This is a genomic window from Bacillus sp. SD075 (assembly GCF_017355165.1).
Lineage (GTDB): Bacteria > Bacillota > Bacilli > Bacillales > DSM-1321 > Peribacillus.
Window position 1 is genome coordinate 1 of sequence record NZ_JADILK010000044.1, and the last position, 13,932, is coordinate 13,932.

Annotated in this window: 13 protein-coding genes and 2 pseudogenes; 8 read left to right on the top strand and 7 right to left on the bottom strand. The window is 42.2% G+C overall.

Annotated features, from left to right (window positions below; translation table 11 throughout):
- Positions 1–32: 32 nt before the first annotated feature.
- Positions 33–470: a GNAT family N-acetyltransferase gene (locus IOC57_RS20800; RefSeq protein ID WP_207440487.1), complete on the bottom strand. Its 438-nt coding sequence runs from the start codon at positions 468–470 to the stop codon at positions 33–35.
- Between the two features lie 221 nt (positions 471–691).
- Between IOC57_RS20800 and IOC57_RS20805 the strand changes: the two genes are divergently transcribed.
- From IOC57_RS20805 to IOC57_RS26615, 7 genes and pseudogenes are all read left to right on the top strand, one after another.
- Positions 692–1,210, top strand: coding sequence for a YfiT family bacillithiol transferase (locus IOC57_RS20805; RefSeq protein ID WP_207440488.1), 519 nt, complete (start codon positions 692–694; stop codon positions 1,208–1,210).
- A 34-nt stretch (positions 1,211–1,244) separates the two neighbouring features.
- A complete protein-coding gene (locus tag IOC57_RS20810; RefSeq protein ID WP_207440489.1) occupies positions 1,245–1,757 on the top strand; it encodes a GNAT family N-acetyltransferase in 513 nt (170 codons plus the stop codon).
- Positions 1,758–1,779: 22 nt separating this feature from the next.
- Positions 1,780–2,265: an SRPBCC family protein gene (locus IOC57_RS20815; RefSeq protein ID WP_207440490.1), complete on the top strand. Its 486-nt coding sequence runs from the start codon at positions 1,780–1,782 to the stop codon at positions 2,263–2,265.
- A 534-nt stretch (positions 2,266–2,799) separates the two neighbouring features.
- The gene (locus IOC57_RS20820) at positions 2,800–4,050 is read left to right on the top strand and encodes an MFS transporter (protein WP_207440491.1); all 1,251 of its coding nucleotides are present in this window, start codon (positions 2,800–2,802) and stop codon (positions 4,048–4,050) included.
- Positions 4,051–4,223: 173 nt separating this feature from the next.
- Positions 4,224–4,421, top strand: coding sequence for a hypothetical protein (locus IOC57_RS20825; protein WP_207440492.1), 198 nt, complete (start codon positions 4,224–4,226; stop codon positions 4,419–4,421).
- Between the two features lie 899 nt (positions 4,422–5,320).
- Positions 5,321–6,241: pseudogene (locus IOC57_RS26610) on the top strand (sensor histidine kinase); the annotation flags it as partial.
- Positions 6,242–6,556: 315 nt separating this feature from the next.
- Positions 6,557–7,189, top strand: a pseudogene (locus IOC57_RS26615) (methyl-accepting chemotaxis protein); the annotation flags it as partial.
- Between the two features lie 496 nt (positions 7,190–7,685).
- On the opposite strand, the gene IOC57_RS20835 reads toward IOC57_RS26615, so the two are convergent.
- The gene (locus tag IOC57_RS20835) at positions 7,686–7,991 is read right to left on the bottom strand and encodes a HesB/IscA family protein (protein ID WP_207440494.1); all 306 of its coding nucleotides are present in this window, start codon (positions 7,989–7,991) and stop codon (positions 7,686–7,688) included.
- 391 nt (positions 7,992–8,382) lie between these two features.
- Here IOC57_RS20835 and IOC57_RS20840 point away from each other — a divergent pair, with 391 nt between their 5' ends.
- Positions 8,383–9,585, top strand: a complete 1,203-nt coding sequence (locus IOC57_RS20840) for a C40 family peptidase (protein WP_207440495.1) — start codon at positions 8,383–8,385, stop codon at positions 9,583–9,585.
- A gap of 5 nt (positions 9,586–9,590) precedes the next feature.
- Here the strand turns inward: IOC57_RS20840 and IOC57_RS20845 are convergent, their stop codons facing one another.
- The 5 genes from IOC57_RS20845 to pgsC form a co-directional block, all read right to left on the bottom strand.
- A complete protein-coding gene (locus tag IOC57_RS20845; RefSeq protein ID WP_207440496.1) occupies positions 9,591–10,220 on the bottom strand; it encodes a poly-gamma-glutamate hydrolase family protein in 630 nt (209 codons plus the stop codon).
- 92 nt (positions 10,221–10,312) lie between these two features.
- Positions 10,313–10,462: a CapE family protein gene (locus tag IOC57_RS20850; protein ID WP_207440497.1), complete on the bottom strand. Its 150-nt coding sequence runs from the start codon at positions 10,460–10,462 to the stop codon at positions 10,313–10,315.
- Between the two features lie 69 nt (positions 10,463–10,531).
- Positions 10,532–12,115 (bottom strand): gamma-glutamyltransferase family protein, encoded by a 1,584-nt coding sequence (locus IOC57_RS20855; protein ID WP_286185085.1) that lies wholly within the window; start codon positions 12,113–12,115, stop codon positions 10,532–10,534.
- 73 nt (positions 12,116–12,188) lie between these two features.
- Positions 12,189–13,463, bottom strand: coding sequence for a CapA family protein (locus IOC57_RS20860; protein ID WP_207440498.1), 1,275 nt, complete (start codon positions 13,461–13,463; stop codon positions 12,189–12,191).
- A gap of 10 nt (positions 13,464–13,473) precedes the next feature.
- On the bottom strand, positions 13,474–13,923 hold the full coding sequence (gene pgsC, locus IOC57_RS20865) for a poly-gamma-glutamate biosynthesis protein PgsC (protein WP_207440499.1): 450 nt from the start codon (positions 13,921–13,923) through the stop codon (positions 13,474–13,476).
- Between the last annotated feature and the right edge of the window lie 9 nt (positions 13,924–13,932).

A 13,932-nucleotide genomic window follows, 5' to 3' on the forward strand; every position in this document is an offset into this window, starting at 1 on the left:
GAGTGTAGGGAAGGTTCCCTACACTTTTTTTATTAAATGGTGAAATAATAGAAATGGTTCGATTCACGGACGAAACCAATTTTTTCATAAAGTTTCTGTGCTTTTACATTATCCTTGCCTGTCTCCAGTGAAACCCCTTTGGCACCTGTTTCCCGTGCAAAAGTGATGGCCGCTTTCAATAACTTCTCGCCAAATCCCTTTTTACGGGCGGATTCCTTCACGAATAAATCATTCAATACCCATGACCGCATCATACTCACAGATGAAAAGGAAGGGTATAATTGTGCAAAACCTATAGGATTTCCTTCATCAAAGGCCATAAAAACAACAGACTCCCCATTCGTTAGTCTTTCTCTTAAAAACACCCTTGCGCGGACGGGATCGGATGTTTGCTCATAAAACCCTCTGTATGAATCAAAAAGTTCGGTCAGTGATTCTAGCTCATGTAATGTAGCTTTCTGCACGCTCATAAATGGACCCCCAATTGTTAGAATACTCTCAATTTACCATTTGATCATGCCATCCGACAAATCCAGGACCTCATATTCCAGCGCCAAAAATCAGGATGAGCTCAAAAAGGTGAAGGCTGTTTAATGGAAAAGCATCATGGCCCTGGTAAAAAGGAATTGTCTGCACCGATGAAGAATATATACTGGATGCTACTTTTATCGAACATCAAGGGGGAATGGAGATGGATTTAAGATACCCGATTGGTAAGTTTCAGTTTGACGGGGAAATTACTAAGGGTGTGGCCGAGGGATGGATCCGGGAGATTGAAGCTTTGCCTGGGATGCTGCGGGAGGCAGTAGGTAACATGGATGCTGAACAGCTTGATACGGCTTATCGGCCTGGAGGATGGACGGTGCGCCAAGTGGTGCATCATGTTGCTGATAGTCATATGAATGCGTATATTCGCTTTAAATTGGCCCTTACGGAAGAAAGGCCGGTCATTAAACCGTATATGGAGGGGCAATGGGCAGAGCAGCCTGATTATGATTTGCCGATCGAAGTTTCTCTATCACTGATCGAAAGTGTACATATCCGAATGTGCAAACTTTTATGGGGTCTTCATGCAGACGATATGAGCCGTACATTCATCCATCCTGATTCAGGAGAGGTGACTGTCGGTGAAAATATAGGCATTTATGCATGGCACGGACGCCATCACCTGGCTCATATTACTTCTTTAGCAAAGCGCCAGGGATGGTGAATATAACTGTATCTCATGAAAGGGTGTGATTACTGTGAATGCTGGGGTGAAGGTCGAACAATTAACATCAATCGAATACCATCTTAATGAACTTTCCGACCTTTTGGTGCAAGTTGTGAATGATGGCGCGTCCATTGGTTTTTTACCTCCCCTGAAACAGTCTGAGGCAATTGATTATTGGGGTTGTGCCCTAAATCCTGATGTAATTCTGTTTGTCGCGAAATTACAGGGTGAGATAGTCGGAAGCGTACAGTTACATTTATGTTCAAAGCAAAACGGCTGGCATCGTGCGGAAATCGCAAAATTAATGACGCATACTGGTTATAGACGAAAAGGCATAGGACGTTCACTCATGCTAGAGGCTGAGATGAGGGCCAAGCAGGAGGGACGGACATTATTGGTTCTTGATACAAGGGAAGGGGACCCTTCTAACTCCTTGTATACTTCATTGGGATATATTCAGTCAGGAAGGATTCCAGACTATGCGAAATCGGCAAATGGTGAATTCCACCCGACCATTTTTTATTTTAAAAATAAGATCGGGTAACGAATCGAATGGGGGAATCTAAGTGCAAGCTGTAATCGAAAAAGATGGTAATGGGCTTATCGCAAGATTCGATCGCCTGCTAAATCATTCAGCGGAACAGGTATGGGGTGCCTTAACGGAGAATGATAAATTGGAAAAGTGGATGTCCAATCTGGAAATAAAGGACCTTCGAAAAGACGGGAACATAAAATTCAATTTCAATGATGGCTCAGGGGAGTCCTTTGATATGAAGATAAGGGATTTCCGGGAATCTGCCGTTTTAGATTTTGAATGGGGGGACGGCTGGGTTCGTTTCGAGGTATCCCCTGAAAAGGATGGATGCTCAATAGTATTGAAGGAATTCATCCAGCCGGTTAATGATCATACAGCAAAGGATTTGGCAGGGTGGCATATTTGCCTCGATATGTTGAGTGATTTACTTGATGGTCATCATCAGGACTTCCCGATGGATGAGTGGGAAAAATGGCATATGGAATATAAGGCAGCCGTCAAACGAATGGATGAATGAATTCGGTGGATACAGAAGGCGATCTAGAACCGAAGGGATGTTTCTGTTATGAAGGAAGTTTTTGTTGATATACCTGTTGGCGCCATGTTAAGATGACTTTAACTTTTAAGAAATGGAGGTTTTCCTTGTGATATTTATCAGACTGCGTTTCCAATCTTTGAACCATTAATTGAATATGTTCAAGGGCTCTGCGTGTCCGCGGGGTAAATGGGAATGGTCTGTCTATTTTTAAGGAAATCTTCATTTTACGCCTTTGGAAAAAAGGGAAGACATTTCAACCTCTTTTTTCGCTAACCCAGTTAAGCTTTTACATACGAATCCAAGGAGGGCATTTTGGATTCGTGTAAAAGGTTGGGTCCCTCGTTGCATGACCACACGAAGGCCAGTGGGACATTATTTTTATCGTGAAAATAATCACCCCCTCAGGTTTCTTTAGATAGGTTCCGATCATTTACTCTAAACACAGGCAGATTGCCTGTGTTTTTTTTAGGGCATTAAGAAAAAATATTAAAAATAGAATGAGGTGTTTAAGAGATGAAGTCATTAAATGAACCAGTAACGGACAATTGGAAAAAGAATATCACTCTTTTTCTAAGCAGTCAGACCATATCGCTCTTTGGTTCGTCTTTGGTTCAGTATGCCATCATGTGGTATATCACGTTGAATACACAGTCGGGTGTCATGATGACTATATCCATCGTTTGTGGTTTCGTGCCTACCTTTATACTCTCCCCAATCGCGGGGGTATGGGCAGACCGCTATAATCGGAAGATGCTGATCATCCTTTCGGATTCATTAATTGCCATTTCAACGCTGATATTGGCCATCTTGTTTTTAATCGGCTACGATGAGATTTGGCTGCTTTTCGTCATGTCCGCGGTCCGGGCGATCGGAACTGGAATCCAGACTCCTGCAGTCGGGGCCATTCTTCCGCAGCTTGTGCCAGAAACAAAGCTTACGAAGGTGAACGGGACAAATGGAAGCATTCAGGCGCTGGTGATGCTCGTTTCCCCCATGGTGAGCGGCGCGCTGCTTACGATGGCTTCAATCGAAATCATTTTCTTCATTGATGTGATTACAGCTGCAATTGCCATCTTCACATTACTGGCATTTTTGAAAATTCCAGCCCATGCGAAGGCATTAAAAGAGCAAACAACCAGCTATTTCGCTGATTTGCAAGAAGGGTTCAGCTATATCAGGAATCACGAATTCCTTAAGAAGTTCTTTATGTTTTTCGCATTTTTCTTCGTGCTTGCCGCACCTGTTGCCTTTCTTACACCGCTTCAGGTCACACGCTCTTTCGGGAATGATGTCTGGCGGTTGACAGCGATAGAGATCACTTTTGCCATCGGTATGATGCTAGGCGGGATTTTCATGGCTTCCTGGGGAGGCTTTAAAAACAAGATCCATACGATGACACTAGCGAGCCTTATAATTGGTGCGTGTACTTTCGCTCTTGGAATCATTCCTGTTTTCTGGATTTACTTGATCATCATGGGGGTAGTCGGGGTGGCGATGCCGATCTTCAATACGCCGTCCATGGTCTTGTTACAGGAGAAGGTCGAGGGTGATCTTCTAGGGAGGGTATTTGGTGTTTTAGGGATGATATCGACTTCGATGATGCCGCTGGGAATGCTTGTATTCGGACCGATTTCCGACATCATTAAAATAGAATGGCTGCTTATAGGAACTGGTTTATTGCTGTTCATTCAAGGTTTTTTCCTACTGGGCAGCAAAGTGTTAATCGAAGCTGGAAAACCGATCTCGAAAGATGCCCCCGAATAATGGTACACAGCACGCCCATGTCAAGATGAAGGATTGGAGCCTGGGCGGAGTTCCGGCTGATATGGATTTTATGATTATCAAACGGTATTGGATATTTGGCATCTCCCCCGTTATTTATTTTTGTATAATGGTAAAACCATGAAGGTCAACATAGATTGGATAAGGAGGAAAAGATGGGGTTTTTGGGAAAAATATTTAATTGGATGGTAGTTATCGGAATGATTCTACTGTTAGGACGACTGCTTACGATGGCGTTTTTATTTCTGGATATTCCATTTACGACCTTTTTTAAGGATTACAGTCTCATTTCGATCATCATTTTAATAACAGGTGCAATTGGTCAGCAATTCACCAAGCCGGATAGGAAGTAAAATGAGTTATCAGCTTTTCTTTTCATGGATTTGATCAGTTTCGAAACCAACAGACCGACATATTCTATTGTCGGTCTGTCCTTTTTTATATGCAGAAAGGTTCCAGTTGATCTAAGAAATCGGCTCCCTTTTCGCCGACTGTCTGCCAAGCCTCATCAAAGCAAGCGTCTGTAGGGTCTCGTCTAGCCAGTTCCGTTGAATAGGCAATACAGCATCTCGTTGTGCATGATGATATCATCAGAGGTGATGGTCCGTCCGGAAGGCGCAAAAGAATTCGTACGCTATCTCGTTTTACTGCTTACCCTATTATTACCCATGTGAAACCCTTGGATTTTATACAATCCAAGAGTTTTTTTATTTTCGTGCATATTCAGTGATGGAAATAGAGGCTTTTGAGACAGAATGGAGCGATGCAAATAAAGCGGAAATGGCGTTATTATAGGCAGTTTTAGCATCATTTGGAACGCCGGGAGGTATTTTTGGGAATCATATAGAAACTTTTGGCCTATTATTTTATCCATTATTGGTAATTGACAAGGAGTAATTAGGTATATAGTATGTTTATGTGGAAAAATAAAGTAAGTGATCATAAATAAGGAAGGATCCATTTTAGCATAGATTGAATCTTTGTTTTCACACAGGTAAGCAAGAGCATTTGCAGGTCAAATAAAAGGGGGGAATTATGAATGGGAAGGTCATCGGTTGACAAGAAAGAAAAAGTGAAGAGAAGGATATCGCTCCGGATAAAATGGTTATTATTTATATGTACATCCATTTTTCTCGCTATAGCCGTATCCGTTTCGATAATGGGGGTGAAAGTGACTTCCATTTTTAAAGAAGATAGTAGATCCATCAACGAAAGCTCGGCCCAAAATGCGGCGACACAAATCAATTTGAGCATGGCAACGTATGAAAATTCGCTAGAGCAATTATCACAGCTAGTTTCCAATCAAATCAAGAATGGTGAGTCAATCAAGGATATCCAAAAAACGATAGAGGCATTTCAAAAGAACAATAAAGATTTAATTTCTGTTTATTATATGGATGGGAGGGATGGTTCCTTGTATGCTTCGCCCCAAATGGATTTCAATCGGGATGCAAGGGAAACCAAGACTTATACGCAGCTGACCGAAAGACCAGAAACGAAATGGATGGATGTGTATAAAGATGGAGTTTCAGGGATGATCATGACTTCCGTTGTCACGCCCGTTTTATCGGACGGGAAAATGGCAGGGGCCCTTGGTTATGATATCGACCTTTCGACAATCGGTAAAATGAGGACAACCATCGAAAAAGATTCTACTAGCAATCTGGTGATATTGGATTCACAGGGTTTTATCGTAAGTTCATTCATGAAGGATATGGACGGGAAGAATATGAATCCTGAAAAAAGCGGCATGGAAGAAGGTGTGGAGGATTTCATTGCGGACACTGGGCAATTCAAATCAGAGTTCAAGTGGGTGGCCGACATGTATAATGGAGGCGTCAAGAGGAATCAATCCTTGACGTTGGAAGGTGAAGATTATACAGGCGAATTGAGTACGGTCCCTGAAGTGAACTGGAAGGTGTTGGCGCTCACTCCAGACAAAATAGTACAATCAAAGCTGGATGACATTAATAGAATCGTAGTGATATCAGGTATCTTAGGTCTTTTATTCGGGACGGTATGTGCTCTTTATCTAGCAGGAAAGTTAACGAAAATCATGGCCGACTTCCAAAAAATCATAGAAAAGACAGCTAGCGGGGATTTAGTGACCGAATTTTCCATTAAATCCAATGATGAGATTGGGGACTTGAGCAAAAGCTATAACTCGATGCTGGGGAAATTAAGAGGATTGGTTGCAAAGGTAAACGGCAATGCGGAATCGGTGACAAATGCCAATGCCAGGTTAAGCCAAATAGCTGCTGAAAATAGTGCGGCCATTACTGATGTTTCACGAGCGATAGAAGAGATTGCAGCGGGTGCATCGAATCAATCTGAACAAGTGGAGCATGGTGCGAGCACGATCCAGGTTTTAAGTGGCGAAATCGATGGGTTATCAAAAAAATCAAGGGAGACTCAAACCGTATTGGAGCTTGCATCTGAAAAAATAGAGTCAGGTAAACAACAGGTAAGTGGTTTGGAAACGTCATACCATAAACTTGAAATGGCGTTTACTGCAGTCACCAGCATGAGTTTAAGGCTTGTGGCAAAATCAAAAACCATTTCCGATGTCACGAATGCCATTTCGAAAATATCGGAACAAACCAATTTGTTATCTTTGAATGCATCCATAGAAGCGGCAAGGGCAGGTGAGTCAGGCAAAGGCTTTGCTGTCGTGGCTAATGAAGTAAGGAGCTTGGCTGATGATTCCAAAGAAGCAACAAAAAACATTCAAGCCACCATCCAAAGCATTCTGTCAGATACTGAGGAATTGCTGAAAACGACCAATGAAACGAATCAAATCAGCAAGGATCAGAAAAATGCCGTGATCACGGTAAGTGAAGCCATGAAAGAGCTGGAGCATTCCATCGGGAGGATATCCAAATCAATTCAGGAAGAAACACAATCCATTGAAAGCATCAATCAACAAAAAGAAACGGTTATTAAGGTGATAGAAGAAATCACCGCCGTATCACAGCAAACGACAGCTTCATCAGAAGAAATGGCATCATCGATGGAGGAACAGGCCGCTTCATCCAATGAACTTGCTCAATATACACAGCAGCTTACACAGTTAATAAATGATTTGGAGCATACGCTGGGAGAATTCCAGATAAAGAATTAGAGAAATGGGGAGACCACTAAGCGGTCCCCCTTTTTTTGGACAAAAACACATAGAAGTACAAAAGTACAATTTAGAGGGGCAGGTCAAGCATCCATGCTTTTTTTACAAAAGGGAATACTATATAGCAATCGGATAAGTAGGGTCGAATGGCTGAAGGGCAAAAAACGGGACTATTTTTATGTTGTTATACCACTAACGACGATGGTGACACTGCCCCATCCAGTAATGCACTTGCATCACTCGTCACTACCTCTTCATTTTCCATTGCTGCATATCCAAGGTTTATTCAGAGTACAGAGATAGATTGCTAGATTAAAAATCCGATGGTGCCACCCAAGATGATGTAAACATGGGCGAAAAGCAACTTGGTTGAGCCAACGGCAGACAATGGATAATATGTCTTTGAAGCTGTCACATAGTAAACGGTGTATATGTGTGCCATAGATTCATAAAAACGAGGGGAAGACCATGTATGCTTTCCCCTTATTTACTTCTGCTAGATGATGGGTGATACCAATGGATTCGGATTCCTGATCAAAAATCCATCGCCTTCATAATCAATTACCGTTTGATCTGTAAAATGGGAGTCCGATGGGTCGATCAACATTTTTATATCATGTAAAACAAGTATTTCCTCGTATTCCTTTTTAGAGGTGGCCAAGCTTAATGTGTAGTTCAACTGGTTACAGCAAGGTCTGTTTATGCCAAACCTCAAATACGTTTCCCCTTCCAAACTATTCTGCATATTTTTAATTTCCTGCTGGGCTTTCACTGTCATTTTTATCAAAATGTTCACTCCCATATCGTTAACCTCTTCATAAATAGGGCAAACCACCGTATATTCACTACTTTATCATGACGGGGATTCCTATGATCTAACTTTACCCATTTTGCATAAAAAATAAAATCCTCTAGGAATTTTTCGAATTCCAACTTATCCCGATGATATCACCGTATAGGTCTATTGGTTTATTTATATAGGGTTTCATGGTACGAAACCGATTTATTTGTGAAAAATGGGCTAAAGGTTTCGTTAGTTTAGTCGATAATATTGTTGGAGTGAGTATTAAGGCATACTAAAATGAATGAATGTTAGGATAAAAGATTCATATGGAAGTTGTTCGGATTTTATGATGGAATTTACTCGACATCGTAAGTTCAAAAATATTTCAGCGTATAAAGGAAGGGTTAATATGTTTAATGGAAAAATAAACTGTATGATACTTACCTTGGTATTCATGATTAGTTTCACTCTTTTACATGGATTAAAGGCCGAGGCTGCAGATCCTGTGCATCCTGTTATATCTGGCGAAACGGTAGAATCGATTGCCATGACATATGATATATCGGCTGAGCAATTAATGAAAACGAATGGTTTACCGGATGAAAAGTTATTTGCGGGCCAAAAGTTGGCTATCATTCAGACGGCATATACTCCTTCCATCTACCAATGGTCGGAGAGAGGGAAAAAAATTGCGAACTATGCGAAATCTTTTATAGGGTTTAAAAAGACGGCTGGAGAGGAGACGCCTGATAAAGGGTTTGATTCGAGCGGATTGATTCATTGGGTGCTTTCGAAGCAAAATGTGCCGGTCGACCGCTTGACAGTGGATGGTTTTTATAAGCAAGGGATGGATACAGACACTCCGAAAACTGGGGATATTATATTCTTTCTGGACAAAAACAGCTTAAAAGTCGTGACTGCTGGTATTTATATCGGCAAAAACCAATTTGTCAATTCTGGATATGGCGCAGAAACGGTTCAGGTGAGATCCACTACAGAAGGTTACTTTGCAAAATACCAAGTGGCGTACAAAACATACACGCCTAAAGGAGAGCATATCGTCCAAACGGGAGAAACGCTTAAAAGTTTATCGGAGAATTACAGCATTTCCATGAGTACGATCAAAAGCCGTAACGCGTTAAAAACGGATGAGTTGATGCAAGGGCAGTATCTTCAACTATACAGTAACCCGTTATATCCGTTTTATGTAAACCAGGATGCTGCCTATGATAAAGCATATGATGTCATCAAATATGCATATACTTTACGCGGATTCACCTATGTTTTTGGTGGAGACGGCCCAATGGTCGGAATGGATTGCAGCGGCTTCATTTATTGGGTCATGAAGGAGCAGGGGCTTTCAGTAAAACGAGGTTCCGCAGCGGATTACTTCTCCTTGTTGCCCAAAGTCGAAAATCCAAAAGCGGGAGATTTGGTATTTTTTAGAAACACAGGAATGAGGCTAGGTGTGACCCATGTAGGTATTTATCTAGGTGATGGCCGTTTTATCCATACAACGGAAAACGCAGGTGTTCATATCTCCAACCTTTCGTCAGGTTATTTTGCCGAGAAATTCGAAAGCTTCGGTCAAGTTGAAAGCCTTATGAACTAAGACGGCTATTCAACCTGTTTATATTCAAGAGTCGCTTTTTCAATGGCAGTAATGAACCGTTTAAAAAGATCACAGGGATGGACCCTGTTCTTACTGGTAAAGTCATCACCCTTGAAAAAGCTTTTTCTAAGCTTTGTGGAAAGTTCCAATTGCACGCCTGCACCCGTTTTGGATGTGTTGGTGATATTGCTTCCTTTCATGCCTGAAAGGTGCCGCGGTGCATGATCAGTTTGAAATCCAGCTTTGTTGAGGCATTGCTGAATAAGGTACTTATAGGGTTCGTTCCTTCCGCCAATGTAAACCAGCGCATTATGTATATCATAGTGACCATGGATCGAAAGGATGGTCTGAGCGTTCGCTGCCATTGAAACGCCGCCCGGTTCATTGAACAAGCAGGATGTTATATGGAGGACCTGGTTACCCCTTGGTTTAAGACCTTCGAATAGATAGGTGCTTGCACAAAGTCTCTCTCCAATTGCGGTCGCAATCTCGCTGGTCCCCGGTTCGATGTTTCCGCCATGTATGGCTAGAACTGCGATATCAGGATTCCTGTGATAAACGATGATGCGGTAATCGAGGTCTTCTTGTTCATTTTGTTGCAGTTCAATAAAATCAGCATAGCTATTTTCTTTCATGGTTACCCTCCGTATCCGTAGCGTATTTCCTCTTCCACCTTCCATATCGGTTGACGGCAAAAATAAAAAAAGCGGGGATGCCCCTGCTTTTTTTATTTTTCGACAGTCGTATATTGTTCTATTTTCTTTTGCTCGTCGGGTGTTAAAGTTTCTGTCCGTTTAAATGTATTCATGGTCACAAGCAGGGCTGCTATTAGAAAAACGGGTATAACCCAGCTTGTTATTTTTTTTACGGTATTCATATTCTAAGTCCCCTTATACATCGCTAGAATTCTTTTGATTTTTAGAAAAGGAGGGGCTGGATTACCTGTTTATTGCTGGGCTTTCCAGCTTCCATTTCTTCTTTTATCCCCAGCTCCGGATAATCGTCCGTTTTTCTCATTTTTAACGAGTACTTGAATCCCGCCATAATACATGGGGGAAATCTTTTGAATGACTTCATATCCTGAATCTTCCAAGTTGGATATTATTTCATCCGAAAGCCTGGATTCCGTATAAATCTTCTTTCCATCAAAGACTAACCGATTACGGTCGACGATATCCTGAAATGAGCCTTCATTCTCTGTATAAGAATAAAGGACCTGCATCAATACTTGAGGAATCCTATCACCGCCTGGTGAGCCGATCCCGATCGTTTCCTGCCCTGGTTTCTTGAGAACGGTCGGGGCGGTGAAAGTTCTTGACCGTTTATATGCCTTTTGAGCGTTCAAGCCGGACCTGAAATTTTTCAATTGATCGTTAAGGAAAAATCCATTCGTATAGTCACCAGATCCGAAAAAGTTACTGAGCGTATTGGTTGCGGAAACGACAGTGCCATACTTGTCCATGATGACAAAGTGTGTCGTACTTTCATGTTCTTCGGAATCACCGGATTCCTTATTTCCCCAATTACCATTTTGGATCTTACTTTTAAGATTGTTCAAGTGAATGGGGGAGAGCAATTGTTCCGCCTTAGAGTGGCTTATTCCATCCCCGATATGGGCGGTCCGATCTTGATAGGCTGTATTTGTGATGCCCCCCAGGACTTTCAAATAAGCCGGTTTGCTTGAAGATTCACCGAGGTTCATTTCCTCGGCAAGCCTTAACATTTCAAGAACTGTAATCCCGGAAAAGGGAGGAGGGGCGGTTAAAACGTCATAACCGGCAAATGTTCCTTGAACCGGCTTACGTTCTTTCACCTCATAACGCTTTAAATCCATCAAGTCTATGTCTGTTTCTCTTTTAATATCCCGTGCAATTTCCCCTTTATAAAAACCATCAGGACCTTCCTTCTGAATCAGCTTCAATGTTTCAGCAAGATTTTCTTGAATGAGGGTTTTGCCTGGTTCGATGGCATCGCCATCAGGATAAAATAATGAGGTCCCATTGGAAGATACCCTTGGTTGAGCCGCGGCTAAGCGCGATGATAATATCTCATCCACTTTAAACCCGCCTTCAGCCAAATCAATCGCCGGCTGAAGAAGATCCTCCATCGGTACACTCCCATACTTATCATGGATAACCTGCATGCCGGCCACTAAACCAGGAATCCCCGCATCGTGTCTTGAACTTGGGTCTTCCGGAGAGGATTCACGATAATCAATGAAATTGGGATCGCCTGATTCCGGGTCAATCAACATACCGCCTCCGCCACCCAGGCCTGATCCATAAGGTTCGACTACACCTAAGGCATAAGATACCGCAATGGCGGCATCCGCAGCCGTACCGCCGTTATCCAATATCTCCAACCCGACATCTATCGCGATTGGGCTGGAAGAACTGACCCCATATGATTGTGCGCTTTTACTATCTATCGGTTCATTCGAGTCAGAAATAGGGGGTGTTTTTGAACATCCAGCAATATAAATGAGCATGCCAAGGGAAATGAGCACTTTTCTCGTCATACGGTTAATCATCAGTTGATCCCCCTTTTCGTTGATCTTCTAAGTTGTGTGTCTTTTATCTTCACCTAGTAGTACAAAGCGTTCCTTACTGAAGCAGTTGCATGTCCTGCTGTTTAGCTTGTTCAGCTTTTTTCTTTTGTGCAGCTTTTTTTTCCATTGCTTCTTTCGCTGCTTTTTCTTCTTGCTCACGTTGTGCCTTATGGTCGATTATCTTCTTGTGATCCAAGGTAATCTCGATGCGATCCTCTTTTTTCGACCATTGGGCTTTTTCACTCGTTTCCTTCGTCAACTGACGGTAAACACGTGATTTGTCAATTGAAGAAGTAGCTGGCCTTGGTGTGGCTTCTTCAATTTGCAGTGGAACGACATCGATTGTAGCTTTGCCGTCAGCCGCTAAATGATATTGAACCATGGCTGAATCCTTTGTGCGTGTCCAGCCTTGATCGAATATGAAATTTCCTAAGCTATAGAAAATGATTCCATCTTTATACACATCAAACGATTGAAGCACATGGGGGTGATGGCCGATGATGATGTCAGCCCCCGCATCAATGATAGCTTTAGCCAAGTCTTTTTGACGGGCAGTTGTAGATGTGGAATACTCTTGTCCCCAGTGCATATTCACAACAACCAAGTCTGCATTGCCTTGTTTTGCATCTCTTGCTTTGCCGATCATTTCAAATAATAAATCAGGGTTGGAGTTCAATAGTCCGGCTTTATTATTCTTTGACACAGCATCTTTCCCATAAACATCTGTGAAGCCAAGTGTTGCGACACGTACGCCATTTACATCCGCATAGTCGATGCTATTTTTAGCTTCCGGGGTGTTCGATCCAACACCGACATAGTGCATATCCGCACTTTTGAATTCATCAATCGTGTCAAGAAGTCCTTGTTCTTCATAGTCCATCATATGGTTATTGGCTAAAGACATCACAGAGAAGCCAGCATCTTTAACGGCTTCCACACCACTAGTATTGGAGTTTAACCGGATGGGCGTATCTGCTGCCTTGTAGTTAGATACCTCTTCTTTCAAAGCGGTATGTTCATAATTCCCACTGACATAATCCGAATTGGCAAAATAGGGCTTCATATACCGGAAGAGGTATTCATACCCGTGCTTTTCCGTCACTTCTTCTACGAAACGTCCCATCATCACATCACCGACCATTGTCATCGTCAATGGTTGATCGGATTTGGATGGGGTTGTTTTCACTTCCTCAGCCCGTCCCATCCAACTGGTAATGACTAAAGCGATTAGTAATATAGGTAGTATGATTCCAGTGTATTTAAGATTCTTTTTCTTCGTGCGTTTAATAAAGATAAGTGTTTTTTCTTTTGCATTTAAAGTCCGTTTCATTTTTTGCACCTCAGAATAGGTAGTACACGTTCATTAAACCGAACGTTAAGCCGGATAATAAAAGCGTGCTGCCAAGTGTCAATGGCATTCCTTGTCTTTGTATGGTATTCGCTATCAATCCAGGTACGATTATACCGATTCCCCGAAACTCGAATATTTCAAATGGCATGACGGGGTAGACTAAGTCCAAAAGGAGTTTCAAGCAAATCCCGGTCACCATCATGGCTGCGAATTTTCTTCTTCCATATAAAATTACCCATCTTGATAGGCCGTGAGCGACAATCAAATAAGTCACGACACTAATGATCAGGATGGTCAGCATGATTTCCCATTGGTCAAATACTAATGCCAAATAACCTGGCACGATAAGTCCTGCGGGTACGACACCCGTTTTTTCTGAAAATATAAGACTAAGCGTAACTCCTAGTACTAGGGCTACATATAAATCCGATCCAAACATTAAAGTTCC

Coding starts and splice junctions, on each gene's coding strand:
- IOC57_RS20800 (WP_207440487.1), bottom strand. CDS start 470: ATGAGCGTGCAGAAAGCTACATTACATGAGCTAGAATCACTGACCGAA.
- IOC57_RS20805 (WP_207440488.1), top strand. CDS start 692: ATGGATTTAAGATACCCGATTGGTAAGTTTCAGTTTGACGGGGAAATT.
- IOC57_RS20820 (WP_207440491.1), top strand. CDS start 2,800: ATGAAGTCATTAAATGAACCAGTAACGGACAATTGGAAAAAGAATATC.
- IOC57_RS20825 (WP_207440492.1), top strand. CDS start 4,224: ATGGGGTTTTTGGGAAAAATATTTAATTGGATGGTAGTTATCGGAATG.
- IOC57_RS20835 (WP_207440494.1), bottom strand. CDS start 7,991: ATGGGAGTGAACATTTTGATAAAAATGACAGTGAAAGCCCAGCAGGAA.
- IOC57_RS20840 (WP_207440495.1), top strand. CDS start 8,383: ATGTTTAATGGAAAAATAAACTGTATGATACTTACCTTGGTATTCATG.
- IOC57_RS20845 (WP_207440496.1), bottom strand. CDS start 10,220: ATGAAAGAAAATAGCTATGCTGATTTTATTGAACTGCAACAAAATGAA.
- IOC57_RS20850 (WP_207440497.1), bottom strand. CDS start 10,462: ATGAATACCGTAAAAAAAATAACAAGCTGGGTTATACCCGTTTTTCTA.
- IOC57_RS20855 (WP_286185085.1), bottom strand. CDS start 12,115: ATGATTAACCGTATGACGAGAAAAGTGCTCATTTCCCTTGGCATGCTC.
- IOC57_RS20860 (WP_207440498.1), bottom strand. CDS start 13,463: ATGAAACGGACTTTAAATGCAAAAGAAAAAACACTTATCTTTATTAAA.
- pgsC (WP_207440499.1), bottom strand. CDS start 13,923: ATGTTTGGATCGGATTTATATGTAGCCCTAGTACTAGGAGTTACGCTT.